Here is a 25683-nt window from a genome sequence, read left to right as displayed (position 1 = left end):
CAATTGGCAAGAATCCAGTAAATATAGAAAAAGACATACAAATCTGCAGGTTAATTACCATAAAAGCGGAAAATCGTTCAAAAGGCTCCAACGACCTGCACGTTTGCATGTCCTTTGCTATTTTCAATTAGCCGCTTCGCGAAGACCTGCTTTTTTGCAGGTTTTTCCTCTCTTTAACTACAGCTCCGAAGGCTGTTTAAAATAACAAAAATCCTCCGGAGCTCGCCCAGGAGGATGCTGATTTAACTATAGTATTAATTACTCGCGCCAAGCCTTTAAGGAAGAACGGTTTAATTTGTTGACAATTTAAGCCGAATGCCAAAAGGATCCGTAACATGCCAAGCATCGGCTTGCTGTTCAACCGGTATACCGGCCTGGTGAAGCTGCTCTAAAGCGTTGGTCAATTCGACGGCACCGGGATAAACGATAGTCCAATAAGCAAGACCCGTTCCATTTGCCGGAGCAGCAGGGGCGCCAATACCAGCCCATAAATTTAATCCAACGTGATGATGATAGCCGCCCGCCGATATAAATAGAGCCCTCATCTGACTCATATAATTAGCCGCTACATCAAATCCCAGAATGCCGCAATAAAAGGATTGTGCTTGAAGAAGATCACTGACGTGAAAATGGACATGACCTATTCTGGTTCCGGCAGGCAACCCTGTCCACTCCTCCCCTCTGGCTTCCTCCAGCAATCCCTCCCAATCGATAGGATCGGTCGTCATCTTGTAGTTGCCTTCAGCATCCTTCTCCCAGTCTTCTCTGGAGCGATCCGCATAAATCTCAATACCGTTATGATCGGGATCCGAAATATACAATGCTTCGCTGACAAGATGATCGGCTTGCCCAATAGAAATTCCGGAGTCAATAAGCCTCCGTAAAGAAACACCCAAAGCTTTTCGGGTAGGCAGCAGAATAGCAAAATGATAAAGCCCGCTGACCGAACGTGGCGGCACGATAACTGCATCAGGAATTTCTTCGATGATGACCAATGGGGTACTCCCATCCGCTGTTAGCTCTGCCGTTGTTGCATTTTGCGTGAGCACCGTTAAGCCAACCACGTCCTGATAAAATCTAAGCGATCTTGCTAGATGACTGACCTTCAATTTGACCTCGCCCAGTTCAATATCCGGATGTATGGTATACAATAAAACCCTCCCCCTTTTCTTATAGAGGTTGTTCAAAAAATGTCACACGATCGATGCCAATAAGCCCAACCGAACCGACATCGAATCTTGGACTCACCCTCGCAGAGATTATTATTGAGCTATCAAGCTTTACGTAAAATTAGTGAATTAATTACTTTTCGTAACTTAGTATATATTAATAACTTGTATGAAGTCAATTTATTTTATCCTAAATCGCCATTCAATATTTATGAGAAAAACTCTTATCGGAGTCCTTCCAGGATGGGCGACCGCGTTTAAAGGTTGTTTTTGCCACACCAGAAGTGCAATCCACTAGAGCACAGCATTAAAGTGAACCACGTTCTGGTTGGCATGAAAAGCTTTTTAAATATCTGGGGTCCCCGAAAAGTACCCGGAATGTGCTTCGAAGGCTTGCGTCACTTTTTGGGGAATTTTGTTGAATTCGACGACATCTCCGAAGTGACTTCAATAGAAGCTTTTCTTATCGCCAAATAGAATTTGATGGGATTCAGGAAGCAAAAACTTATAAATCCTATATGTGGTAAGAAAGCCTGTCCGGCCTCTTTATCGCTCCGCTTCGCCAGCCCGATTCATGTCAGCCTTATCCTTCTTAGTCGAAGAGAGTTGGCGACGACTGATACAGAGCTGAGCGCCATCGCCAAGCCGGCGACCCATGGCGCCAGCAATCCCATGAAAGCGATCGGGATAGCCAAAGTATTATACAGCAGTGCGAAAGTGAAATTTTGCTTAATATTGCGTGTCGTGAGCCGGCTGATGCAGATGGCGTCCGCTATCCCGCCCACGTCTCCTCTAATCAGATGGACGTCCGCCGCTTCCAGGGCGATGTCCGTCCCATTGCCGACCGCGATTCCGACATCGGCGGCAGCCAACGCCGGCGCGTCATTCAAGCCATCCCCGGCCATCGCTACTTTGCCTCCCCTTCTTTGGTGCTTGCGGACAAGCCCTACTTTTCCTTCGGGAAGCACCTCGGCATGGACATCCGTCAGCCCTGCCTCCTCCGCAATAGCTTGAGCCGTCCGCAGATTGTCGCCGGAAACCATCATGACCCGGACTCCCAGCCTGCGGAGCCGCCGGACCGCCATCCGGACAGAAGGCTTCAGCGGATCGGCTACGGCAATATAGCCCGCAGCCCGACCATTAGCAGCGACAAATAGAACGGTTCGCCCCTGGGCTTCCAGCCTGCTGGCCATCCGTTCGTCGGCTACATGCGTAATCCCGTGCAGATGCAGCAGCCGCCGGGTGCCGATCAGCACCTCCGTCCCCTCGACCACAGCGCGGACACCGCTTCCCGGAATGGCGGCGAACCGGTCCGGCTCCACCGCCGGCACCTGCTCCTCCTGCGCCGCCTGGACGATTGCCCGGGCAAACGGATGCTCGGACGGCCCCTCGGCAGCAGCCGCAAGCCGCAATAGCGATTGGCGGTCGCCATCGACAGCGTATACGTCCGTGACGACGGGCAGACCGGTGGTGATCGTTCCGGTTTTGTCCAGCAGGACCGTGCGGATGCGCTGCATCTGTTCCATTGTCTTGCCGTCCTTGAACAGGATCCCGTGCTCCGCCGCCCGGCCAGAACCGACCAGAATCGAGGTCGGAGTGGCAAGTCCGAGCGCGCACGGGCAGGCGACGACCAGTACGGCAATCGCTCTTTCCAATGCGGCGCCAAACAGTCCCGGCTCCAAATAGAAGTAGCCGGCGAGGAAAGCTGCCGAGGCGACCGCCACAATGCAGGGGACGAATACTCCGGATATCCGGTCGGCGATTCGCTGGATCGGCATTTTGGCCGCCTGGGCCTGCTCGAACAGCCGGATCATTCTGGAGGCCGCAGAGTCCTCTCCAGCCCGGGTCACCGTCACCTTCAGCATGCCGCCGCGATTGACCGTACCTCCGGTCACGAGGTCGCCCTTTTGCTTGTTTACGGGAAGCGATTCCCCGGTCAGCATCGATTCGTCCACCGTCGAGTGGCCGGAGACGACCTGACCGTCTACCGGAATTCTTTCTCCGGGACGGATCAGCACCATTTCGCCCCTCTCCACCTCTTCTACGGCCACGGACCATTCCCGGCCCTCCCGCATGACGCTGGCCTTCGCCGGCCGCAACTGGTGCAGGTGCCGGATCGTATCCGTCGTTCTGCGCTTCGCTGCAGCCTCCAACAGCTTGCCAAGCAGCACAATCGTAATTAACATCGCACTCGTTTCAAAATAAAGAGACACATGCTCCGCCGACTCCGGAAACCGCAAGGAACGGATCGTCAAGTAATGACTATAGAAGTAGGCGGCCGATGTGCCAAGCACAATGAGCACATCCATGTTGGCGCTTTTATTTTTAAGAGCATAATAAGCATTAAAATAGAAAGGACGACCGATTACAAACTGAACCAGAGTAGCGAGCGCGAGCTGGACCCATGGATTCAGCAGCCATTCCGGAATCCAAATCCATGAGGTTAAAGAAAAATGAGTAACCATCGTCCACAACAAAGGAAGAGTGAGCATTGCTGAGAAAATAAACGAACGAAGCAAAGCCGCAAAATGCCGCTCTTGCGCGGACAGCCCGTTGTCTTCCTCACCTTCCTTCTCCTTTTCCATTCCGAAGCCCAGTTGGAGCAATCGCTCCTCCAGCTGCTCCATGGTCACCAGCCGATGATCCCGTTTAATAGCGGCCTGTTCTAGAGCAAGGTTAACCCGGATGTCATATACCCCCTCCATCCGGCCGATCACCTTCTCGATTCGATTAGCGCAAGCCGCACAGGTCATGCCGGTAATCTTCACCACCGTTTCCTCCGGTTGGCCTCTGCCTTCCATTCCTTCTCCTCCGTTCTTGTCCGCTTTAAACCCAGTATATTGGTCTTGTCCCGTTAATATGTTCATACATGCTTACATATTTGGCAGGGTCAAGCTATATACATGTAGATAGAAAAGGAGGTGGTCCCGGTGCAAGGATTGGTTCCGCTAGTACTTATCTATTTACTGCTTGCTGCATGGATTATCAGCACAGTTTACCAATATCGCCAAAGTTTGTCCGGAATGGCAGGCATGACCGCCGCTATGGCTCTAGGCATGGGGATTGGATTAGGGCTCGGCTCGCTTATCGCTGCCTGGATTCCAGGGCAATTTGCCTTGGCGACAGCACTCGGGATGGGCGCGGGAGCGATAGCCGGAGCCTTGACCGGCGCCCCCGTGGGAATGATGGCGGTGCTGGACGGCCTTCTGTCCGGAGTCATGGCCGGGATGATGGGGGCGATGTTGACCGAGATGATGCCTCCCGGCGACGTAGCCTTAACCGTCCAATGGATGGTGGTCCTTTATAGTGTCATTATTTTTATTATCTTTCTCATGCTTCACCAAGCGGCTCACACAGGCAAACGGGTAGCATCCCAGGCCTTCTGGCAGCGGCCCGTTACTCTGTTTCTGGTTGTGGTGATCGTCATTCTTTTCACATTGCAGCATGATCTTAACCTGACGAGGGAGCTTCTTCCGCCCTCCGTCCATACCCATTAAACGATGCTACCTATGTCTTCTGGAAACAATCCACTCACACACAGGCAAAATGACGATCGCCGCACACAACACGATGAACAGCGGGTAGTTCTGAATAGGCTGATTCTTCATGGGAAACTCCACAATGACAAAAACGATAAAAATAAGGATGAGCAAAGCGAAATATCCGATTTTTGCACTTTTATAAGTAATCAGCTGCCCTCGCTCATCCTTTTGCTCCTCTTCCGAATTCCAGGTGAGCGTATTAAAGAAAAAGATAAGCAAGAGAGGAATGGCGATCCAATCGCTAAAACCAAGCATTTCGTCGCGCAAATATTTATACAGGTTGAAACCGGCAACAGCCAGAATAGCAATGCCGGAATAGGCAAGGATTAAGTTTTTATACTGCAATTTCTTCTTCATGGGCAGACATCCCTTCCTAAATAGTCCACTGCCGATAATCCGCTTCTTGCGCATAAACCTGTTCCGGGAAAGAAGAGTATTCCCCTCCGGCTGTTGTTAATCTATCGAGCAGCAATAAAGTTTCATCAAGTTTCATAATGAGCCGGCGCATCCATTCTTTAATCTTCAACTCGTTCACTTAGTATCAGCGGAACTACTGCTTGCCGGGCCATGCAAACAAGGCATCCACAGTAATCCCTAGCACAGCCGCGAGCTGAAACGCCAGAGCCAGGCTCGGATCGTACTTGTCATTCTCGATTGCGTTGATGGTTTGCCGGGAAACACTGCAGGCTTTGGCCAAATCATCCTGTGACATTCCCATCGCTTTACGCAATTCTCTGATCCTGTTTTCCACGGCAGACTCCTTCCCTCAAATGTCAAACTTATTTGACAAAAGAATACAATAATCCGGAAATTATGTCAAACATCTTTTACATATTATAATCTTATTATTACTCCAAGAATCCAAAACCGCCGCAATAAACAGCAAACTGAATTATCACTGACTATCGAATGCAGAAATGCATTACTTTGGATCGGAATCAGCTCTATTTCTATCATCGCCTGCAAAAATGCAGTAAATTTCTTCGTTTCAGCCATTTTTAGCCCCCCATAGCTCAATCCACTGTATTATTGCAGTAGATCTGCCGAAATAAGATCAAAAGTTAGCCATCGACTGTATTTTTGCATTCAACCGCAAAATTCGGTAAAGCCGTATGTTTTAGCCACACGGGAAATCGTAAAGATACCCGGATTCGTGAATAATGACAGATGTGCCAGGTGTACTTTCAAACCGAGTAGGCCGGGCGTTTCTCCTAGACAATGCTTACTTATCATGAAGAGGAGAGAGACCTGCCCTCACCTCCAGCACAAGGATAAACGCCTTCGGAGTCCTTGATATCCGATCAAAAACCTGCTTTTACCGTCGAAATTTTCCGATAACGATTTTTATAAAATAATTAAAAAAAGCTCCGTCCCTGGCCTCTAATAAGGCACAGGACGGGGCTTTTTCGCTGCATGATGACTATCACATCATTGCTTTTCGCTTCATCAAAGCTTTATCGTATAACTTACCGTTTCATTCAACGGCTTATTATTTCAATTATGGCTATCACTTTCATCGACAGGATTCTGCTTCCCTATGACCCGTCGCAAGCGAGCAGATCATTTCCTTAACAATCGGCGAATTCTAAACAAAACATAGATGATCACTACAGCAAACAGCGTCATTAATCCGATCCACAAATAAGTTGTCTCATTGTTCTTTTCCTTGACGTTAAGCTCCATTTCAAAAACATCGGCCTGGCCGGCTTGATGGGGATCGGCCGCCGTTATGACGATGTTCCACAGGCCAGCTTCAGGAAAAGTGACTTCTCCTTGATAGCCTTCCTCACTGATGCTGGTGAGCTCCTGCTTGATTTCATGCGAGCCTTTGGTCATGACGACGCTCACTTCGGCTTCGGCAATCGACAGCTCGCTCTTGCCGGTTCCCGGCGTCACTCCACCCTCGAATACTTTGACGTAGTACGGTGTCCGTGTTTTAACATACACATCGCTCAATGAGACGCTGGATACATAAATCCCTTCTTCTTCCCCTGTCTCTGCCGTTTCCGCTGTCTCTGCATAAGAAACCGCCGTGAATCCGGTCAGCATCGCTGCTATTAACATAACGGCCCAGACGAAGGCCGCAGTAGATCGCCTTATCATTCCAGGTAGCCCCTCCTTTATTCGGTAACCTTTTCTCTTCAACAATCTATATAAGTGGCACTAAAGAATTGCTCTCATTCCATTCCGAAGGAAAGTGCCTCCGAAGCTTCAAACATCATACTCCTTCCCCAAAAAGTGAGGATAGGCTTCGTAGCGAAATTCATTTACTTTTCGGGGACCCCGTTCAAACCATAAGCTCCTTATACCGGACAGGCCTTCGGAAAATCAGTTGCCTGTCACGAACGGAGTCTTCTCATCCGTAATGACCGTTCCGAGGCCGACGTGAATTTCCTGAACTCCCTCCAGAGTAATAGGGTCCAGCGGCTGAGGACTGGCGGCAATGTATAAATTTTGCCTGTCCGGCGAGCCCGGATCGGCGGCATAGACGACAGCATAGGGGTAAATACTGCGAACGGTTGCATAGACCGATTCGACGAACTCGTCGTCTGAAGCTTGTCCGATAACGTTCATTAATAGCAGTCCATCATCCCGCAGCTTGCGGGACGTCATCTGAAAGAACTGGCTTGTCGTCAAATGAAACGGAATGGAGCCTCCGTTATACGCATCGACCAGAATAACATCCTGCGAGCGATCCGGCTTCCTTCCAAGCAGCATTCTTCCGTCCCCAACCTCAACATGCCCTCCCTCATAGCCAAAATATTGGCGGCTCACTTCCAGCACCTTCCCGTCAATTTCGGCGGCTTCGATTTGCTTGCCCATCGCATCGATTCGGCTCGTAAGGGTTCCGATGCCGTGGCCAATCATATAGACGGTACGCGAATCGGGATGATGTCCCATCAGCAGGTCCAGCAGCATCCGGGTATACGGAAACAATAAAGCGTCGGGCTGATTCAAATCGATTCCGCCCTGATAGCCTCCCTGACTGAACTGCAAAAACCGGTAATGGCCCGGACGTTCCCTGTAGGATTCCCTTTCCGTAATGTACAGCTCCTGATAAGGGCTGGAGACGTGGGCAACCAGCTTGGCCTGCGCGAAGGAGACCTGGGTTTGCGGAATTAGAGGGATAAGGCAGAGCAGACCCAGTCCTAATGAGGAGGCCGCTTTAACCCACGAATCTCTTGTTCGGAACAGGAACAGAGCCAGAATGAGCAGGGCCAGATTCACCATAATAATCCCTGCGACGCTTATCGCCGGCAGAAGGACAAATGTGGTGACCATTGTTCCGACAATACTGCCTATCGCGGAAATCGTATAATAAGAACCGATTTTTTGCCCGGTAAACTGGGTAGTTAGACCGATTTTGGTCATCCCGGGAATAACCGCGCTTAGAAAAAGGTTGGGAACAATAAACAACCCAACCGTACCTGCCAATATTCCATAAGGCTCGGGAAGTGTCTGCAGCGGAGGCAGGATCAAAGCCGCCGCCATCGGAAGAAATGCAATAGAAACAGCCGCCGCTGACATATAGAATGATAGCCACAACCGATTGCGCGGCGAGTCCGCTCCTCTCCCCCCGATCCAGTAACCCAGGCTCGAGCCAATTAAAAAGACGGAAATAACGGCCCCCCATGTATACACCGAGCTCCCAAAATAGGGGGTTACTATTCTCCCCGCCGCCATTTCCAGTCCCATATAAACAAAGCTGACTAAAAATAAAACGATATAAATAATCCCATTCATCGCCCCGGCTCTTTCCTGCTTATTTGGCTGGCATAATCTCCCTGACAAATCCTTCAATAATCTGTTCGTTCATTTCTCCGACGAACACTTTATGAATGACACCGTCCGGCCGGACAAAGAACGTCGTCGGATAGCGGGTGACGTTATATTTATTGCTGGCCGTATCCAAATTCCGATCCATCAGAACCGGGAAGCGAATCCCCTCTTGTCTGACGAAGCTGTCTATCGTCACCTTGGATTCACCCAGATTCAGGCCAAGGACTTCCAGCCCCTGATCCTTCCATTTATCATATTGATTCTGGATGGCCGGCATTTCATTCTTGCAAGGCGGACAGAATGTCCCCCAAAAATTAACGATGACCGCTTTCCCCCGAAAGTCGCTCAGGGAATGCTTCTGCCCGTTTAAATCATACAGCGTGAACTCGGGAGCCTGATTGCCTTCCTTGGCCAGACTGCCACTAGCCGAGAATGTGCCCGCGATCGTCACCGCGCCCAATACGACAAAAACGGATAATATCCCGATCTGTATCCATTTTCTATATTTCTTCATAGCTCTGTCCTCTCCTTTCGTTGATCCTGACCCGCCTTGTTCCGCTGCCGTGGATTCAACCGTTTCAACTCTCATACACTATGGATTGTAGTATAACCTATTTGCAATCGTCAACCAAATGAAGGGCACAGTCTTGACGTTTTTAAGAACATTTTTTTGAGCAATTCTTATTGACAAGAAAACCAATCGCCTTTAAAATTTTACCTAAGGAAACTTTCTTTCATTTGGACACATTGTATTCCTTTCCGAAAGAAATGTGGCGAAGGCAAATGATTGTTAATATGTTATACAAGGATAAACGGCTATCGCCGTCCTTTGGACTGGTGCGTTTACCGATGAAATATAAGAACAGGTATAAGGTGAAAACTTATACTTTCTTATATTTTAAAATGACCCTACAGAAATACGTGTAGAATTTGAGGTGATTAATGATGACTTCAGCCATATCCGTACAGCATCTTTACGTTTCCTATCATGGAAACGAAGCGATTAAAGATATAAGCTTCACGCTTGCGCCGGGGAATCTGGTCGGAATCATTGGCCCTAACGGAGCCGGTAAATCGACCTTACTCAAAGCACTGCTTAATTTAATTCCAAGAGATAAGGGGGATGTCACGTTTTTTGACAGGACGATCGCCGAAATCCGCAAGCAGATCGCCTACGTCCCCCAGCGCAATGATATCGATTGGACGTTCCCGATAACCGTGCTGGATACCGTCCTTCTTGGAACCTACCCGAAGCTCGGCTTGTTCAAGCGGCCCAAGAAATCGGACCGGGATTGGTCCTATCACTGTCTGGAAAGAGTAGGGATGGAGGCCTTTAGCCAAAGGCAGATCGGCGAGCTGTCGGGAGGCCAGCAGCAGCGGGTATTCCTGGCCAGAGCGCTGGCTCAGCAATCGGAAATCTTTTTCCTCGACGAGCCTTTTGTCGGTGTAGATTTAGCCAGTGAGGAGACCATCATATCGATCCTCAAGCATTTGAAGGAAAGCGGCAAAACGATCATCGTCGTCCATCATGACCTGAACAAAGCGAGCTCTTATTTTAACCAACTGATTCTGCTCAACCGGGAGCTGGTCGGTTTTGGACCGGTGGAGGACGTCTTCCGGCCGGACATTCTGGCCAAAGCCTATCGCGGTGAATTTTCGTTCATGAAAGAACTGGGGGTGAGCCTATGATCGAGTTTATCGACGCCATTGTCCATTATGGATTTATGCAAAAGGCACTCCTTACTTCGATTATGGTTGGAATCATCTGCGGAGTGATCGGCTGCTTCATTATCCTTCGCGGAATGGCTTTGATGGGGGACGCTATCTCTCACGCCGTTCTCCCGGGAGTTGCTATTTCTTACATGCTGGGCATTAATTTTTTTATCGGCGCGGTCATTACCGGGATTCTGACGGCGGTGGGCATCGGCTTCGTCAGCCAAAACAGCCGGATCAAGAACGATATCTCGATCGGGATCATGTTCACCTTCGCCTTTGCTCTCGGAATCATTTTGATCACCATGTTAAAAAGCAGCACAGATTTGTATCACATTCTGTTCGGCAACGTGCTGGCGGTCCGTTCTTCTGAAATGTGGTTCACACTGATCATTGGAATTGTCGTTATCGGCACCATCTATTTGTTCTATAAAGAACTGCTCGTCAGCACCTTCGATCCGACCATGTCCGCGGCCTATGGCTTACCGAACCGATTGATCCATTATATTCTGATGACCTTGTTGACGATGGTCACCGTTGCTTCCCTGCAAACGGTAGGAATTATTCTGGTCGTCGCCATGCTCATTACTCCAGCGGCCACCGCCTACCTGCTTACCGACCGGCTGTGGATCATGCTGTACCTATCGTCCTTGTTTGGGGTCATCTCGTCTATTGCCGGCATGTATTTCAGCTACGTGTACAATCTGGCCTCCGGCGCCAGCATTGTCATTGTTGCTACGGTCATTTTCTTCGCAGCGTTTATTTTCTCGCCCAAGCAAGGGCTGCTTATTCGATCTATGCGCGCTCGGCGCAAAAGAGCGATGCTGAACGGATAAGCTCAACAGGCCCATTCATTCCATACCTTTTCTTATTCCAATTCATTTTCATCATGCTGGGGGGTCATCCTATGAAATTAACGATTCGTAAACTGACTATTTTTGTATTAGCCCTATTGCTTATTGCGGGATGCTCCGCAGGCGGGAAGCAGCCCTCTTCCGATGGATCGGGCGAAGGCTCCAAACCAACGGGTGGCAAGCTTAAGGTAGTGGCCACTTATTCCATCATTTACGATCTGGTCCTTAATGTTGGCGGGGATCGGGTAGAAGTGGTCAGCCTCGCCCCTGTCGGCTCCGATCCGCATGAATACGATCCCCTGCCGGCGGACGTTAAGAATACAGCGGATGCGGATGCAGTTTTTTATAACGGAATGAATCTGGAAGCCGGTAATTCCTGGTTCGAGAAGCTGCTCGAAACGACTAAAAAAACGGGCGAGAATGCCCCCGTATTCCGGGTCAGCGAAGGCGTCGAAGCCAAATATTTAACTTCGACCGGCAATGAAGGAGAAATGGACCCGCACGCCTGGCTCAACGTCCGTAATGGCATGAAATATGTGGAGAATATCCGGGATGCGTTAATTCAAATCGACCCGGACCATGAGACTGAGTATAAGAATAATGCGGGCGCCTATTTAGCGGAGCTCGAGAAGCTGCATGAAGAAGCAGTAGACCGCTTTAACGAGATTCCCCAGGACAAAAGATTCCTCGTGACAAGCGAAGGGGCCTTCAAATATTTCAGCGAAGCTTATGGCTTTGAGGCCGGGTACATTTGGGAAATTAACGCTGAAAATCAAGGAACTCCGGCTCAGGTTAAATCGATCGTGGACCTCATTCGCAATAAAGACGTTCCCGTTCTTTTCGTAGAAACGAGCGTCGATCCGAGAAGCATGGAGATGGTGTCCAAGGATACCGGTGTTCCGATTGGAGGCCAAATATTTACCGATTCCCTGGGAGCCCCGGGAAAGGATGGAGACACTTATATCAAAATGATGAAGTGGAACATCGATACGATTTACGACGGCTTGACGAAAAATTGAATAAAATCCTTAATATCTCTTATTCCTCCAGGAGTTTGTCCGGGTTCAACGACAACTCCTGGATTTTTACTACCCGATCAAAAGCGGCCTTACCTCGTCGATCACCCGCAGCATTTTTTCCGAGCAGTACTCATACATTTGCTTCGTCTCTTTATCATCCGTAGACAGCGCGAACATCTCCATATCCGCCTCGCATTTTTTTAAGGTCGCGAGCAGTGCCGCCTTTTGCGAAGGCGCCGGTACCTGGATTTGATCGTCAAACAGATCTACAAATAATTGCCCGTAAGCATCTACCTGGCCGAGAAACACATTCTCCAGCGCAACCCCAAGCTTGTCCAGCTCGGTCTGCAGCCATTCGCGGCTTAACCCCATAGTAGCGAGCGGCTCGTCCATTCTTTTGCCATCCATAATGACGGTTTGCGGTTCCTGCTCGGGTCCTACCTTGATGCCCAAGTGTCGCGGCGTTATCGGCTGATTCTCCCGCTTAAGCAGCACATTGATTTCTCCGCTTGGCTCCATTACGGCGAATTCGACATCGGCCACCCGGAAGGCGTTTTTTCTGCGCAGCTCCTCCAGCAGCTCGTCCGTGGACAGGCGCTCCTTTTTCAAGTTATCCTCCATTATTTTACCATCTTTGATGAGAACTCTTCCCCTGCCGTCGATAAAGTCTCTGAACCATTTGCTTTTTATTTGCAGCAGCTCGATGCCAAAAGAAATCATCACCCAAACAGCCAGCGCAACTATTCCCAAGTACCATTTAGCTTCAAGATCCAAGGAAATATAAGCGGCCAAACTTCCTATCGTAATCCCCGTTATATATTCAAACACCGACAGCTGAGTGACTTGTCTTTTTCCTAACAGCTTGGTCAGCACAAATAAGATGACGACAGCCGTAAGCGTACGCAACGCCACTTCCAACCACTCCTGCATAAACCCACCCTCTATCCAATAATGTCGAGACATAACAATTATTTGCTTTATATCCTTTTTTTATTATTAAAATCTTATACTGCCTGCGTTATGGGCATTCCGAGCATTCATTACTATTGCAGGAGCCCCCCTTATCTACAAAGCAATGAGAAAAACTCCTATCGGAGTATTTCGTGGATGAGCGACCGCGTTTTAAGGATGTTTTTATCGCCAAATAGAATTTGAAGCTGTTCGGAACGCAAAAACTTATAAATTCTATTGTGGTAAAAAAAGCAGCCGCGTTTCGGCTGCTTTTGGCGGCTGCTTAGTGTGCTTCAGCGGGCTGCTCGAATTCTGAACCGCATGGGCCTGCGTCCTCATTCCATTCCAATTCCAAATGCTGCCCGTTCCTAGTATACAGCGGATTGTAATATTGCCCGATTCTTCTAGCCGAGATTCCGGTATAGTGACAAATAAAGGAGCGTCGGAAGCGGTCTGGGGAGCGGTTAGGATAGGACCCGTGAATGACACTTCCGTTAAAGAACAGGACGTCTCCCGCCTCCAAGCGAGTCGACACGATCTTCATCCCGTCCGGGACGGTTACTTCCTCCTTAGTAAACGATACGGTCGGGTCGGCCAAATGCGGGCATTCGATGTCGAGGCTGTTCGATTTCGGAACCAGCATAATCCCGCCGTTCTCTTCGTCGGAAGGATCGATGGCCATCCAAGCCGCAATGCAAGTGCCGGGCTCCACCTTCAAGTAAAAATTGTCCTGATGCAGCGCCTGTCCCTTCGCGCCGGGAGGCTTGAAATAGAACATGCTTTGCGCCGCAATAGGCTCCTCCTCCAACAGCTGTGCAAGAACGTCAAACACTCCCGGATGAAGCATATATCTTTTGGCCGTTTCGTGGAACCGGTGGGGGTGCATAACCCTGGGATACTGTTTGAGAATATCTTCTGCGGCTTCGGCGGCCGCGACTGGATGAAAATATCCGGGAATCGGCCCTTCTCGGTGTATTCCCATGAACGTTTCTTTAATTTCCTCTACCTGCGCTCCGCTTAACAGCCCTTTGACAATCGTATAGCCTTCTAGGTCAAACTGCTGCTTGTGCCCGGGCCATGTACGATTCATATAGTTTCCTCTCCTTTGCTGCTATATATTTTAGTTTCCATGCATTCATTGTAGAATGTAAGAAAGAAGGAAGGAATGATGGAAATGGCTGAATTCCTTAATTATCCTGCTGTCGAGACGGCAAGTCCGCTGCCTGGTATTTTAGTTTCCGACCATTACTCCGAGGCGGATGATTACCGGGTGCACCGCCCCAGAGGAACCAAAGATTGGCTGATTACTTACACGCTCTCGGGAACGGGAACATACTGGATCGGGGAACAGCAATGGCGATGTCATAGCGGAGATATAGTGGTGTTGAAGCCGGGGACGATTCATCATTATGCCACGGATAAAGGATCGGTATGGAATTTTTACTGGGCCCATTTTGTTCCCCAGCCTTCCTGGATCAATTGGCTTACTTGGCCGGAGCCGCATCCGGGCTTGTTAGCCGTCCGCATGGACGATTCTGCCATTCTGGAACGTCTGCAAACCGCCTTCCGAAGGTTAATGAGGGATAGCCTGGACAACCGCCCTTACTCCCGGCAGCTTGCTCTAAACGCCATGGAAGAAATTATTCTATGGATTGCTCAAAAAAACCGAGGCGCAGCAGGACATGTGCTCGATCCAAGAGTAGAGGAAGTGCTGGGAGTGATTGCTCAAGATTTGAAGCAGCCGCTGAGCGTAGCCGAACTGGCACACCAGGTTCAGCTGTCTCCATCCCGCATGGCCCACCTGTTCAAAGAGCAGGTCGGTGATTCAATCGTGGCTACGCGAATGAAAATCCGGCTCCGTCAGGCCGCCCGTTTATTGGAATTCACTTCACGTACCGTCACGGAAATCGCCGACGATGTCGGCTTCCAAAGCCCGTACTATTTTACCAAGCAATTCACTTCTCACTATGGACAGAGCCCGACAGCTTATCGCAAACAGTTTCGTTGAAGAGCCCGATCCATACTTTGGAATAATAATCTCTTCCTTGCACTTCTCCTTACGCGGTGAACAGGTTGTAACTTACAGCTTTAGGCGTGCTGATTAGAGCGAATTTATGGAAACCTTTTCAGGAAATGGAGAATGCTGATATACTGGAAACATCATCTGGAAATAAGGGTGTGAACATTTGCAAATCATTACGCAAGGAACCGTCAAAGGAAGTTTTTACAGAAAGAGTTTAATTCTTGTCTTGATCATAACTTGTTTGCCCGTGACATTAATCAGCATCGGGCTTTATTATACCGGAAGCGACCGGATCGTTGAGGAATTAAATAAAGCGCACCAAATCCAGCTTAAGCAATCGATTCAGCGGTTGGACGATTATTTATCCCATCTGGAGCTGTATTCGGCCCAGCTCGGATTTAACCCCGGGTTCGATAAATCGTTGGCGGTCATCGATTTTCACCAACAGTTTCAACGAACGAACGATCTGCTCCGGTCCCTGTCCTTAATGAAAGATTCCAACCCGCTGATCAGTTCGGTCGTTCTATATTTGAAAGATTCAGATAAAGTAATCGGAGACGACTCCGGGGTCAGAACGATTCCTAACGAGCAGGAGCGCGCAGTCTTCCAATCTTTGTTGAGGGGGGATGAAGGCATTTATTGGGTTCATTCCATCCATCCGATTCATAGGCCTGAATCCAATCACCATGGCGTCATCATTAAACTGCCCGGCGGGACTCAGTCCGCAGCTTATGGCGCGTTCATTATCTATATCAATCAGTCTGCCTTAAACAACATGGTTCAGAGGCTGACTTCCGGAGCCGGAGTAGCCTTTCTTATCGACGATCATGACCAGATGATTACGGATTCTTCAAAGGACTTTAACGAAATTCAAGGGTTGGAGGAGGCATTGAAAGCTTACGTCCGTCATGATAATCTGCACGAAAATACATTCGTATATGATTGGCAAGGCCAAAGCTTCTCCGTTTCTTACGGCAAGCTGGCCAAATTGGGCACCGAATTCACTTATATTTCAGCCACCCCGTTATCACAGATTATGGCTCCCGTCTCATCAATGGTTAAAACGGTCCTTTTGGTAAGCGGTTTCGGCCTGTTTATGGCGCTGCTGTTGTCCTGGTTCGCTTCAAAAAAGATTTACGATCCCATCCGGCGGCTGGCCAAAGTATTCCATTCTTTCAAGGACGGGGAGCCGGTTGCCAATGACGAATTGGCCTATATCGAACGGCAATGGAAACGTCAGTTGGAAAAAAGCGAACAGCTTTATACCAAGGTCAAGCAATCGGTTCCCAATTTAAGGGAAGGCTTCTTATTGCAGCTTCTAGAAGGCCATCTATATTATTTAAGCGATCAAGAATTGGCCCTGAAAATGAAAGAGCTGGACTGGAGCATCGAGAACAAACAATTCGTATTTTTCGTCATGCAGCTCCATGGGATGTCCAGCTTTGACACTGCCTTCTCCGAAAAGGACAAGCAGTTAATATCCTATGCCGCATCCAATATTGTGGAAGAATTATGCTCTGCCCAAGTGGAATTATTTCATGTCATTAACTATCAGGATTTGTCCGTGGGTCTGTTTCTGATGCTGGATAGTTCCATGGACTCCTCTGAAATAAAAGACAAGCTGGCTAACGATTTCATGTCGGCCTTAAATAATGTCCTCAGGATGACCGTGACTCTCGTCATTAGTAAAGCGACCTGTTCCATCGGAGAGATTCCCGGTCTGGCCGAACAGACCCGGCAGGCTCTTCGTTACCGGGAAATCGGCCCTTCCAATCAACGGCTGGATATGGACGATTTCCTGCTGGCCGGACATCAACCCGTTCGTTTCCCGTTCGAGCTGGAGAGAGAAATCGTGCATGCTTTCAGCATCGGAATGGAAGAAGAGACGATGATGCGAATCTCTCAATTTATGCAGGCTCTGCAGAAGGAATCGAGCACGGAGCTGATGGTTCATCAAGGCTTGATGAAGCTGCTCGGGAGCATGTGGGATGCCATCTTGAAATCCGGAACGAATCCCTACACCCTATATCAGGGAGCAGACTTGTACGAGCAGCTTCAGGCGATCCGCGAGCCGGAGGAAATGCTGGATTGGTTCCGGCATAAGCTGGTCGCACCTTTCATTCAAACGCTGTCTTTAACCTACGATCCCGAATTAAAGAGTGCGATTGATCGGTTGCTTCTAAAAATACAAGAAGAGTATCTGTCGGATATTTCTCTGGAAGGTTATGCGGAACAGCTGCAAATGAGCCCATTCAAATTAAGTCGGGCGTTCAAGCAAATGACCGGACAGAACTACGTAGACTATGTGACCAAGCTGCGGATGGAGAAATGCAAGGAGCTGCTGCTGACCACCGATCTGAAAATCGGAGAAATAGCGGAAAAGCTGCGTTACCAGCCCTCTCATCTGATTCGTCTATTCAAAAAAAGCGAGGAGTTGACTCCGGGTCAATACCGGGAAAAGCATTCCCATTAACGCGGACTAATCTTTCCGCTCTGTTCCCTTTCTATATGGCTTTCTTCCCGCCCAACCTGCTTCGCTCTCAAATTTACAAGAGCTTAGCCTTCCTTCCGGAAGGCTAAGCTCTTGCTTTCTAAATTATAACGATTTATAAGATTCCCACTTATAATCATGCTTATAATTCACCGTGAAACGTCAATCCGCCGTTAGAGGACGGCGGCTGCCGTTTACGCTTGTTTGCTGGAAATCTTCGCCTGATAAGCTTCATTCATCTCTTGAACAATCTTTTGCAGATCGGCATCCTGCTTCAATTTCTCGATGAAGTCATCGTAAGCTTCAATCGTAATTTGCCCCAATACGACTTTAGTTCTCATGTCATCCACTTTCTTCTTAATGTCCGGCATAAATTTCGTATTCGCTTCGGAAACAAGGCCTAGAGAAGGGTAATCGACCTTCACCTTCTTCCTCTCTTCTAATATGTTGCGGTTCCGCTCGAAAATCTCCGGGGTCGTTATCGACGGATCGCCGAGGACGATCTCATCGCCGATCGGGTGGAAGAAATAGTTCATCGCGTCTATGACCAAGTCTTTTTGGGCTTGCTCGGTCGGAATCCTTTCCCCGTTCTCGATTTTATAATGCACCTCGGGAATACCGTAAGTTGCCAGTTCATAGCCTTCCTTACTGTAACCGAAGTCCATAAATTCCAATATCGCCTTCAGCTTCTCCTCCGACACTTTCTTCGGAACGAGGAAGTGACCATAGAAAGGAGCGCCCGACGGGACGTATTTATTCCCTTCCGGCCCGATTATATAAGCTAATGGGATCAAATTCGCCTCGGGATCGATTTTGCGGATTTCCTGGGTGCGGGTCAATGAGTTGTTCATGGCGTAACCGGCTCCGCCCGCTTTTCCGCTGTGTAAAATATCATTGATCTGGGAAAATTTCAGGATAGCGAAGTCCGGTGGGAACAACCCTTCCTCATATGCTTTCTTGATCCATAGAAGGGCGTCCCTCGAAGCATCCTCGGTAATGATCGGATAGAGCTTGCCGTCCCTTAGCTTCCAGGCCCCTTGGGTATCGTTGAACACATTATAAATGAACGACATAAAGGTAATGTCGGCGGAATATCCGATCGTATCGTCTTTCCCGTTCCCATCGGGATCCTTTTCTTTGAAGGCTTTGATCGTTGCAAAAAATTCATCCAGTGTTTCCGGCACCTTCATTTCAAGCCTCTCCAGCCAGTCCTGGCGCAGCATCGGGAACACTCCTCCTCCGTGAGTCGGATAAAAGCGGGGAACGGAATAATTCTTCCCTTCTATTTGGGCTATTTCCCACATCTCGGCCAATTCCGGATTCATCAGATTCGGATAATCTTTAATATAAGGGGTCAGGTCCCAGAATACTCCTTGCTTAATCAACCCTCGGATTTGCGAATCATTCAAGTCCTCAACGAAGGTAACATCCGGAAGATTCCCGGAAGCATACAACACCTTGAACTTGTCCTCCGACGTCGTCACCGGAACCCAGTCGATTTTTAGCTTCGTATTCGTCCGCTTCTCGAATTCTTTAACGACCGGATTGTTGTCGTCAGGAAATTGAGTGCCATAGCTTAGCGTGTTTAATGTAAGCTCTACCGGCTCCTTGGCTTTTTCCGTTTGCTGCGTTCCACCGGTTTTCGCGTTTCCTCCGCAGGCGGTCAATAGAAGCGATGAAGACAATAGTACCGAAAGCGGTAAATAAATTTTGTTCATAAGCAGCCTACCTCCCTTTAATTCTCCATTTATGTAATCATTCCTTAACAGAGCCTACCATTGCCCCTTTGGCAAAGTGCTTTTGAAGGAACGGATACACCAGCATAATCGGCAGCGTGGCAATGACGACTGCGGCCATCTTCAAGGTTTCGGTCGGCATCTGCCGGTTGGAGCGAAAATCCATGGCGGAGCCTCCGTTAACGGATGACGTCGGATCGACCAGCATGTTCTGCAGAAGTACTTGAAGCGGCCATTTCTTATGATCGTTGATAAACATAATGGCATTGAAGAAAGTGTTCCAATACGAGACGGCAAAGAACAATCCGAAAGCGACCAGGGCCGGGACGGATAGCGGCAGGATGATCCGCAGCCAAACCCCTATTTCATTAGCTCCGTCTATTCTGGCCGCCTCTTCCAGGCTGTCGGGAATGCTGTCGAAAAAACCTTTCATCAATAAGACGAACCAGCCTCCGGTGAGCGAAGGAATGACTAGAGACCACAGACTGTCGATCAAACCTAGCTGACGGACGATCAAATATTGCGGAATCAACCCGGGCTGGAATAAAATCGTGAACAGAATGGCAAACATGAAAATTCTTCGGAACCGCAATCTTTTGCGGGAAATGGCATAGGCGAGTCCGGAGCTGACCGCCAAGCTCAGCATCGTTCCGACCGTCGCCAGGAAGGTGCTTACGCCGATGGCATTCAATACCGTATCGGTAGACAGCAAATACTGGTAAGCGCTTAAAGTCCATTGGGTCGGGAATAAAATAAGTGGTTTCTGATAATATTCGACCGGATCGGTAAAAGAAAGGACGAACGTATAATAAATCGGAAAAAAGCAGGCGAAACTGATCAGCAGCAAAAACAAGATGTTGCAAACGTCGAAAATCCGGCTCCCCAAGCTTTTATTGGCCATCGATCAGTATACCCCCTCTTCGCCGAACCGTTTGGCCATTTTGTTGGCCAGCACTACAAGGATAACGCCGACGACCGATTTGAACAGACCGATGGCCGTGCTGTAGCTGAACTCTCCTTGTTTGATCCCCGTTCTATATACGTAAGTATCGAAGACGTCTGCGACGTGGGAAACGGCCCCGTTCATCATCAAATAGACCTGCTCAAATCCGGTATCCATGATCGCCCCAAGTCTAAGAATGAACAGGATGACGATGACGTTGCGAATGGCCGGCAAAGTAATATGCCACATTTGACGAAACCGGTTAGCTCCGTCCATTACGGCAGCCTCGTACAACTGCGGATCAACCCCGGCGATCGCCGCCAGGAAAATAATCGTTCCCCATCCCGCTTCCTTCCACATGGATTGCGCTGTCAGCATTCCCCAGAAATAATTCGGCTCTGTCAGAAAGCTGATCGGTTTCATTCCAAGAGCGGCTATCAGTTTGTTAATCAGCCCCTCAGATTCGGATAGCATAAGGAAGGTAAGGCCGGCGATAATGACCCACGACAAAAAATGAGGTACATAAATGATCGTCTGCACAAAACGTTTATAAGCAAAGCTCCTCAGCTCGTTCAGCAGCAGGGATAGAATAATCGGAAACGGGAAAAAGAAAGTAAGATTCAACAAATTGATCGCCATCGTATTGCGGAATAAAATGTAGAAATCTTCATTGGAAAAAAAACGTTGAAAATGCTCCAGTCCTACCCATTCGCTCTTCAAAATTCCGAAATAAGGGGAATAGTTTTGAAACGCGACCGCAAGTCCGCCTATCGGAACATATTTAAATATGAGGAAATAAAGCAATCCGGGAAGCGCTATCAAATATAAGTATTTGTCCCTCTTTATATCCAACCAAAGCTTGCGTTTTTTGGACGGAACCCGCCCAGGCTTAGCGGCCGTTTCTGAAGTAGTTTCTGCATGCATACTCATCCCTCTCTTTTTCATAGTTTTCAGCAGTTGTTGTCCTTGTTATGAAGGATCGCCGCAAGATGGCAGCGTCCCGAACAGGTATTGCCGCCTTGTTAATAAACTACTCAAGCGAACCGTTTCAAGCAATCATTGCTTTTTGCACCGGCGTTTCCGGCCATAGTTTTTTTTTGCAAAGCACCGGTACTAGTCTATATTCCCAAGAAGGCTTCTTTCCTCTCGATTTCCACAAGCTTATCCCATCGTAGAAAGAGATAATCAGCATAAGAAAAAGGCTGATCCCAAAAATAATTCTTAAGGGGCAGCCTTCGTTAAATCCATTTCCTCTAGATTTCAATCCGTCACCAAATAACCATGAGTTTGGTTTCTTAGCAATAATTCTTATTTAGCGGTAGTGTATTTTTTAATATCGGTATACAATTTTTTGTTCTCGTCCGAAAGCTTGGCGTATTTCGTCAGATACAGATTGAGCACCTTGTCGTATCCCATGATATCCAATTCTTCTTGGAAATGACCCCAATCCGCTTCCATATTTAGCTCCCCGGAGACAAACTTGATCAACTTCTCGTTCACAAGCTTGTTGAGCGGTGTCATCACTTTAGTTATTTCAATCATATCCTCTTGTGTAAAAGGAACAGCCGGCCCGGTGAAAAATCCGACCGAATCCGCATGCTCGTAATAAAGCTTCTGCGCTTCGAGCCCGGCCGCCCCCCATCTGCGGGCATATTCCGCATAATCGCCTCCTGATCTCCATCCCTGACATGCGCGATTAACCGCTCGTAAGTGAAATCCTCGGATAACGTTTCCGGCGCGGGCCGCAGATCCCATAAATCGGCACGGTCAAGGCTGAATCTGAGCGGTGCGCCATTTCCCCACAGCAGACACCCTATCCAACCGTTGCCGAGCGGGAGCGCTTCATCCCAACGGTCGATTGCCCGATTGAAATTCAAGAAATACGGTTCCATATTCCATCCCCTCTCTTCGCGGACTCTTTCCGAAATATCCCATAACGGAAGAATGTCTCTAAATATCACTTATTCGCTCTTTCATTGTACATTTTTAAGATCGACTCATAATCCCCCATCTTGTTAAGCGTCGACAGGAACTTGTCCCAATCCGCAAAGCTCGTTTCCCCTTTGATAAATTTAACCGTAGATTCGCTTACGTACGTGTTGATCGGAGTCATCGTATTGGCGATCCTGTCGTTCTCATCTTTAGTAAAGACGATTTTCGGGGCCCGGTCGCCGGGCGCAATCGATTCTTTCCCGCCGTATTTATCGGATGCAATCCAATAATTCTCCTCCTGCGCTTGGCCGTCATGATAGAACAGAACATCGGGGATGGAAGTATAGACCGCAAGTCTTTCCTGAGGAGTAAAGACGATTCCCGGGCGGCAGGTCATAGCGGCGGACACGCACATTTTAGCCAACTCTCCTTTGAAGTCTTCGGAATTTCGCAACTCAGGCAAAAACCGCTTCTCACCGTCTTTGATCTCGTACGTTTGGCCTTCGATTCCCCACATGAGCAAATCCACCATTTTATTGGAATATTGATAGTCCAACAGCTTGACAAGCTGCTCCTGATTTTTGGCTTTAGCCGAAATGATCAAGCCGTACCCGTTCCTCAATCCTTTACCGGCCGGTTCGCTGTCGATTTTCCATGCCTTCCCATATTTCGGGTTATCCGCATGCAGGGCAAGTGTCCATTGGACACCGGCCTGTTGGTTCGCATTGAAATCAGCTACATAACCGGACCATATCTGCGGAAATATGAACGTTTTTCCGTTGGTCGCCTTCGCTTTCGCCTGATCGATATCGTCGGACCAATAAGCCGGGTCAAGCAATTTATCCGTATACAGTCGATTGACGAACATCAACGCTTCCTTGAACCTTTCCTCCGTTGGTCCGTATACATATTTCTCGCCGTTCCAATAAATACCCGCAGATGTATGGTTGGCGTTAAGAAATCCGCTCAATCCGAGATACTGCTCACTCTGGGAAATCGGATAGGAATCCGGATAAAGCGCCTTCAACTGTTTGGCGGCATCATATAATTCATCCCATGTTTCCGGAATCTTGATGCCATGCTTATTGAAAATGTCCAGACGATACGCTGCGGCATATTGGCTCGGCTCGATATCGGTCGGATTGTTAAAGCCGTCATAGAAAGCGTACATCTTCTGATCGGGCGTATAAAGATATTGTTCCGCATTGGGCGTTGCCGCCACATATTCTTTATAGTTAGGCATTGTATCCATGTATTGGGAAAGCTCCAAAAACAGCCCCTGCTCCCCGTACTTCTGGATAGCATCGTTGCCTAACACCAGCATGATGTCCGGAATGTCTCCGCTTGTCAGCATAACGTTCGTTTTCTCTTTATATTCCGCCCAAGGGATCCGATTCCATTCGAATTCCACCTTATCCCCAAGATAGCTCTCGATTTCCTTCTCGTACTCTTGCTGAATAAGAGTCCCCTTAGGATCACCGCCAAAATGGGGAATGACCACCTTCAGTTTCAAGCCGGCTTCCTGGTCCCCGGAATCCGTATTCAAAGTAGAATCTTCCTTGCCGCACCCGGCCGCCACACCCATGACCAATACTAACCATAAGACGATAGTTAAAGCTCTTATCATCGTCAATAACCTCCCCCATAGATTCATAGATTGAACTTAAATCGCTATTCAACCCATTTCCTACCCTTTAAGCGAACCGACCAGTACCCCTTTCACGAAATATTTTTGGACGAAAGGGTAAATACAAAGGATCGGCGCCATCGTAATCACAATTGCGGCCATTTGTATATTTTTCGGATTGATCTGCCTGTTTTGGATCATTTCGCTGATTTGCTGGCTCTGCCCATAGCCTTGCTGGGTAAAAATAATGCTGCGCAAAAACATTTGGATCGGATACTTGCTCTCATCCTGCAAATAGATCAGTGCGCTGAACCATTCATTCCAATGGGCGACAATCGTAAATAAAGCAAAGGTGGCGAGCAGAGCTTTGGATAATGGCAAATAGATTTTAAACAGCACAACCAGATCGCTCGCACCGTCCATATAAGCCGATTCCCGCAGCTCATTGGGCAGATTTTGAAAAAACGTTCGAAAAATAATGACGTTATAAGCGCTTATACACCCTGGGAGCACCATGACCCAGAACGTGTTCAGCAGCCCCAAATTTTTGATCAGCAAATAGGTCGGAATCATTCCGCCGCTGAAAAACATCGTAACGGCCAAGAAGATCGTTATGAACTTCTTTAATTGGAAATTTCCGATCGTTAGAGGATAGGCCATCAAGGACGTGAGAAATAACGTAAGGAATGTACCGGCGGCCGCGTACAAAATCGTATTTTTGTAGCTGATATACACCAATTGCTTGCTGAAAATGACTTCATACCCTTTGACGTTGAAGCCCTTCGGAAAAATATTGACCTGACCGAGTGCAATGAAATCTGCGTGACTTAACGAGATGGCGATAATGTTTAACAACGGATAGACCATGATGACTACAAGAACCAACATAAAAAAGTAGTTCGAGGCATCGAACAGCTTGGAGCCGAAACTTTGCCTATATTGCATCTGCTTCACCTACCATAAGCTCGTTTCCGAAAATTTACGCGAGAATCGATTAGTCGCATAGACGAACAAGAAGGAGACGACGGACAGCATGAGACCCACTGCAGCCGCATATTCGAACCTGCCGCCTTCCAAACCGACGCGGTACACATAAGTGCCGATCACATCCGCCGTTTCGTAGGTTCCGGGATTGTACATCAGCATGACCTTCATAAAGTCGGTGCCCAGAATACCGCCAACCGATAAAATGAACAAAATGACCGTTGTCGGAATCAAGGCCGGCCAGGAAATATGCTTCATCTTCTGCCAGCGGTTCGCGCCGTCTATCGAAGCGACATCATAAAGAGTCGGATCGGCTCCGCTGAGAGCGGCCAAATACAGAATGGTTCCCCACCCTATTCCCTGCCAAATACCCGATCCGATAAACAGAGTACGGAAAAATGCAGGCTCCGACATGAATTGGACCGCCTCCATTCCGAAGAAGCCGGTTATTTTGTTGAACAATCCGTCCAACGAAGCGAATTCCTTGATCATCCCGACGATAATGACCGTGGAAATAAAATGCGGGAAATATGAAACCGTTTGCACAAATTTCTTGAATTTTAAATGCTTAAGTTCGTTTAGCAGCAGAGCGAGAATGATCGGCGCCGGAAAACTCCATAACAATCCGTATATGCCAAGCAGGAGCGTGTTTTTAATCGTTCGGACCGCTAGCGGATTGGAGAAAAATTCCGCAAAGTATTTGAAGCCCACCCATTCGCTTCCCCAAATCCCTTTGGCAACGTTATAGTCCTGGAACGCGATCAACACCCCGTACATTGGAAAATAGCTGAACACAAGAACGATTATAAATCCGGGAAGAATCATTAAATATAAATATTTCTGTTTAATCATGTTTCTAACCATGTTGTGCCGTTTCGCCGGCTTCATTGGTTTGTCCATGGATACCGTCGGCATGCCA

General features: G+C 48.4%; 23 protein-coding genes. 6 read left to right on the top strand and 17 right to left on the bottom strand.

What is annotated here, in order from left to right; all coding sequences use genetic code 11:
* Positions 1-290 precede the first annotated feature (290 nt).
* Positions 291-1151: a VOC family protein gene (locus KJS69_RS03725; RefSeq protein WP_213581635.1), complete on the bottom strand. Its 861-nt coding sequence runs from the start codon at positions 1149-1151 to the stop codon at positions 291-293.
* 590 nt (positions 1152-1741) lie between these two features.
* Complete coding sequence (locus KJS69_RS03720; RefSeq protein ID WP_213581634.1) at positions 1742-3970, bottom strand: heavy metal translocating P-type ATPase; 2229 nt, start codon at positions 3968-3970, stop codon at positions 1742-1744.
* 129 nt (positions 3971-4099) lie between these two features.
* Here KJS69_RS03720 and KJS69_RS03715 point away from each other — a divergent pair, with 129 nt between their 5' ends.
* A complete protein-coding gene (locus KJS69_RS03715; RefSeq protein WP_213581633.1) occupies positions 4100-4666 on the top strand; it encodes a hypothetical protein in 567 nt (188 codons plus the stop codon).
* Between the two features lie 6 nt (positions 4667-4672).
* Here the strand turns inward: KJS69_RS03715 and KJS69_RS03710 are convergent, their stop codons facing one another.
* The 5 genes from KJS69_RS03710 to resA all read right to left on the bottom strand — a co-directional run bounded on the left by KJS69_RS03710 (position 4673) and on the right by resA (position 9005).
* On the bottom strand, positions 4673-5068 hold the full coding sequence (locus tag KJS69_RS03710) for a hypothetical protein (RefSeq protein WP_213581632.1): 396 nt from the start codon (positions 5066-5068) through the stop codon (positions 4673-4675).
* A 193-nt stretch (positions 5069-5261) separates the two neighbouring features.
* Positions 5262-5462 (bottom strand): helix-turn-helix transcriptional regulator, encoded by a 201-nt coding sequence (locus KJS69_RS03705; RefSeq protein WP_213581631.1) that lies wholly within the window; start codon positions 5460-5462, stop codon positions 5262-5264.
* Positions 5463-6271: 809 nt separating this feature from the next.
* Complete coding sequence (locus KJS69_RS03700; protein WP_213581630.1) at positions 6272-6814, bottom strand: hypothetical protein; 543 nt, start codon at positions 6812-6814, stop codon at positions 6272-6274.
* Positions 6815-7039: 225 nt separating this feature from the next.
* Positions 7040-8455 carry a fused MFS/spermidine synthase gene (locus KJS69_RS03695; protein ID WP_213581629.1) on the bottom strand — a complete coding sequence of 472 codons (1416 nt, stop codon included), beginning with the start codon at positions 8453-8455 and terminating at the stop codon, positions 7040-7042.
* Between the two features lie 19 nt (positions 8456-8474).
* Complete coding sequence (gene resA, locus KJS69_RS03690; RefSeq protein WP_213581628.1) at positions 8475-9005, bottom strand: thiol-disulfide oxidoreductase ResA; 531 nt, start codon at positions 9003-9005, stop codon at positions 8475-8477.
* 431 nt (positions 9006-9436) lie between these two features.
* Between resA and KJS69_RS03685 the strand changes: the two genes are divergently transcribed.
* From KJS69_RS03685 to KJS69_RS03675, 3 genes are all read left to right on the top strand, one after another.
* Entirely contained in the window at positions 9437-10180 is a 744-nt protein-coding gene (locus tag KJS69_RS03685) for a metal ABC transporter ATP-binding protein (RefSeq protein WP_213581888.1), read from the top strand.
* A complete protein-coding gene (locus KJS69_RS03680; protein ID WP_213581627.1) occupies positions 10177-11040 on the top strand; it encodes a metal ABC transporter permease in 864 nt (287 codons plus the stop codon). The genes KJS69_RS03685 and KJS69_RS03680 overlap by 4 nt, the downstream gene beginning before the upstream one ends.
* Before the next feature lie 71 nt (positions 11041-11111).
* Entirely contained in the window at positions 11112-12077 is a 966-nt protein-coding gene (locus KJS69_RS03675) for a metal ABC transporter substrate-binding protein (protein ID WP_213581626.1), read from the top strand.
* Positions 12078-12146: 69 nt separating this feature from the next.
* Here KJS69_RS03675 and KJS69_RS03670 read toward each other — a convergent pair whose 3' ends face one another.
* Positions 12147-13007, bottom strand: coding sequence for a DUF421 domain-containing protein (locus tag KJS69_RS03670; protein ID WP_213581625.1), 861 nt, complete (start codon positions 13005-13007; stop codon positions 12147-12149).
* 304 nt (positions 13008-13311) lie between these two features.
* Positions 13312-14118 carry a phytanoyl-CoA dioxygenase family protein gene (locus KJS69_RS03665; RefSeq protein WP_213581624.1) on the bottom strand — a complete coding sequence of 269 codons (807 nt, stop codon included), beginning with the start codon at positions 14116-14118 and terminating at the stop codon, positions 13312-13314.
* Between the two features lie 75 nt (positions 14119-14193).
* On the opposite strand from KJS69_RS03665, the gene araC reads away from it, so the two are divergent.
* Both araC and KJS69_RS03655 read left to right on the top strand, forming a co-directional pair.
* Entirely contained in the window at positions 14194-15036 is an 843-nt protein-coding gene (gene araC / locus KJS69_RS03660) for an arabinose operon transcriptional regulator AraC (RefSeq protein ID WP_213581623.1), read from the top strand.
* Positions 15037-15214: 178 nt separating this feature from the next.
* Complete coding sequence (locus KJS69_RS03655) at positions 15215-17524, top strand: helix-turn-helix transcriptional regulator (protein WP_213581622.1); 2310 nt, start codon at positions 15215-15217, stop codon at positions 17522-17524.
* Between the two features lie 212 nt (positions 17525-17736).
* On the opposite strand, the gene KJS69_RS03650 is transcribed toward KJS69_RS03655, so the two are convergent.
* The 8 genes from KJS69_RS03650 to KJS69_RS03615 form a co-directional block, all read right to left on the bottom strand.
* A complete protein-coding gene (locus KJS69_RS03650) occupies positions 17737-19260 on the bottom strand; it encodes an extracellular solute-binding protein (protein WP_213581621.1) in 1524 nt (507 codons plus the stop codon).
* 37 nt (positions 19261-19297) lie between these two features.
* Positions 19298-20179 (bottom strand): carbohydrate ABC transporter permease, encoded by an 882-nt coding sequence (locus KJS69_RS03645; protein ID WP_213581620.1) that lies wholly within the window; start codon positions 20177-20179, stop codon positions 19298-19300.
* Positions 20180-20182: 3 nt separating this feature from the next.
* Positions 20183-21145 (bottom strand): ABC transporter permease, encoded by a 963-nt coding sequence (locus tag KJS69_RS03640; RefSeq protein ID WP_213581619.1) that lies wholly within the window; start codon positions 21143-21145, stop codon positions 20183-20185.
* Between the two features lie 384 nt (positions 21146-21529).
* Complete coding sequence (locus tag KJS69_RS03635; protein ID WP_213581618.1) at positions 21530-21763, bottom strand: hypothetical protein; 234 nt, start codon at positions 21761-21763, stop codon at positions 21530-21532.
* Positions 21760-22113: a hypothetical protein gene (locus KJS69_RS03630; protein ID WP_213581617.1), complete on the bottom strand. Its 354-nt coding sequence runs from the start codon at positions 22111-22113 to the stop codon at positions 21760-21762. The genes KJS69_RS03635 and KJS69_RS03630 overlap by 4 nt, the downstream gene beginning before the upstream one ends.
* 65 nt (positions 22114-22178) lie before the next feature.
* Positions 22179-23780, bottom strand: a complete 1602-nt coding sequence (locus KJS69_RS03625) for an extracellular solute-binding protein (RefSeq protein ID WP_213581616.1) — start codon at positions 23778-23780, stop codon at positions 22179-22181.
* A 60-nt stretch (positions 23781-23840) separates the two neighbouring features.
* Positions 23841-24725 carry a carbohydrate ABC transporter permease gene (locus KJS69_RS03620; protein WP_213581615.1) on the bottom strand — a complete coding sequence of 295 codons (885 nt, stop codon included), beginning with the start codon at positions 24723-24725 and terminating at the stop codon, positions 23841-23843.
* A gap of 9 nt (positions 24726-24734) precedes the next feature.
* Complete coding sequence (locus KJS69_RS03615; protein WP_213581886.1) at positions 24735-25652, bottom strand: ABC transporter permease; 918 nt, start codon at positions 25650-25652, stop codon at positions 24735-24737.
* Positions 25653-25683 lie beyond the last annotated feature (31 nt).

Source organism: Paenibacillus sp. J2TS4, from assembly GCF_018403245.1.
Taxonomy (GTDB): Bacteria; Bacillota; Bacilli; order Paenibacillales; family NBRC-103111; genus Paenibacillus_L.
This window is presented reverse-complemented; position numbering and strand designations above follow the sequence as displayed.

What these genes read in the sequence shown, in the direction of transcription:
- KJS69_RS03645 (WP_213581620.1), bottom strand. Translation starts at nt 20,179, where the DNA reads ATGGCCAATAAAAGCTTGGGGAGCCGGATTTTCGACGTTTGCAACATC.
- KJS69_RS03640 (WP_213581619.1), bottom strand. Translation starts at nt 21,145, where the DNA reads ATGCATGCAGAAACTACTTCAGAAACGGCCGCTAAGCCTGGGCGGGTT.
- KJS69_RS03630 (WP_213581617.1), bottom strand. Translation starts at nt 22,113, where the DNA reads ATGGAACCGTATTTCTTGAATTTCAATCGGGCAATCGACCGTTGGGAT.
- araC (WP_213581623.1), top strand. Translation starts at nt 14,194, where the DNA reads ATGATGGAAATGGCTGAATTCCTTAATTATCCTGCTGTCGAGACGGCA.
- KJS69_RS03665 (WP_213581624.1), bottom strand. Translation starts at nt 14,118, where the DNA reads ATGAATCGTACATGGCCCGGGCACAAGCAGCAGTTTGACCTAGAAGGC.
- KJS69_RS03675 (WP_213581626.1), top strand. Translation starts at nt 11,112, where the DNA reads ATGAAATTAACGATTCGTAAACTGACTATTTTTGTATTAGCCCTATTG.
- KJS69_RS03700 (WP_213581630.1), bottom strand. Translation starts at nt 6,814, where the DNA reads ATGATAAGGCGATCTACTGCGGCCTTCGTCTGGGCCGTTATGTTAATA.
- KJS69_RS03720 (WP_213581634.1), bottom strand. Translation starts at nt 3,970, where the DNA reads ATGGAAGGCAGAGGCCAACCGGAGGAAACGGTGGTGAAGATTACCGGC.
- KJS69_RS03650 (WP_213581621.1), bottom strand. Translation starts at nt 19,260, where the DNA reads ATGAACAAAATTTATTTACCGCTTTCGGTACTATTGTCTTCATCGCTT.
- KJS69_RS03710 (WP_213581632.1), bottom strand. Translation starts at nt 5,068, where the DNA reads ATGAAGAAGAAATTGCAGTATAAAAACTTAATCCTTGCCTATTCCGGC.
- KJS69_RS03670 (WP_213581625.1), bottom strand. Translation starts at nt 13,007, where the DNA reads ATGCAGGAGTGGTTGGAAGTGGCGTTGCGTACGCTTACGGCTGTCGTC.
- KJS69_RS03625 (WP_213581616.1), bottom strand. Translation starts at nt 23,780, where the DNA reads ATGATAAGAGCTTTAACTATCGTCTTATGGTTAGTATTGGTCATGGGT.
- resA (WP_213581628.1), bottom strand. Translation starts at nt 9,005, where the DNA reads ATGAAGAAATATAGAAAATGGATACAGATCGGGATATTATCCGTTTTT.
- KJS69_RS03635 (WP_213581618.1), bottom strand. Translation starts at nt 21,763, where the DNA reads ATGATTGAAATAACTAAAGTGATGACACCGCTCAACAAGCTTGTGAAC.
- KJS69_RS03695 (WP_213581629.1), bottom strand. Translation starts at nt 8,455, where the DNA reads ATGAATGGGATTATTTATATCGTTTTATTTTTAGTCAGCTTTGTTTAT.
- KJS69_RS03620 (WP_213581615.1), bottom strand. Translation starts at nt 24,725, where the DNA reads ATGCAATATAGGCAAAGTTTCGGCTCCAAGCTGTTCGATGCCTCGAAC.
- KJS69_RS03685 (WP_213581888.1), top strand. Translation starts at nt 9,437, where the DNA reads ATGACTTCAGCCATATCCGTACAGCATCTTTACGTTTCCTATCATGGA.
- KJS69_RS03680 (WP_213581627.1), top strand. Translation starts at nt 10,177, where the DNA reads ATGATCGAGTTTATCGACGCCATTGTCCATTATGGATTTATGCAAAAG.
- KJS69_RS03615 (WP_213581886.1), bottom strand. Translation starts at nt 25,652, where the DNA reads ATGAAGCCGGCGAAACGGCACAACATGGTTAGAAACATGATTAAACAG.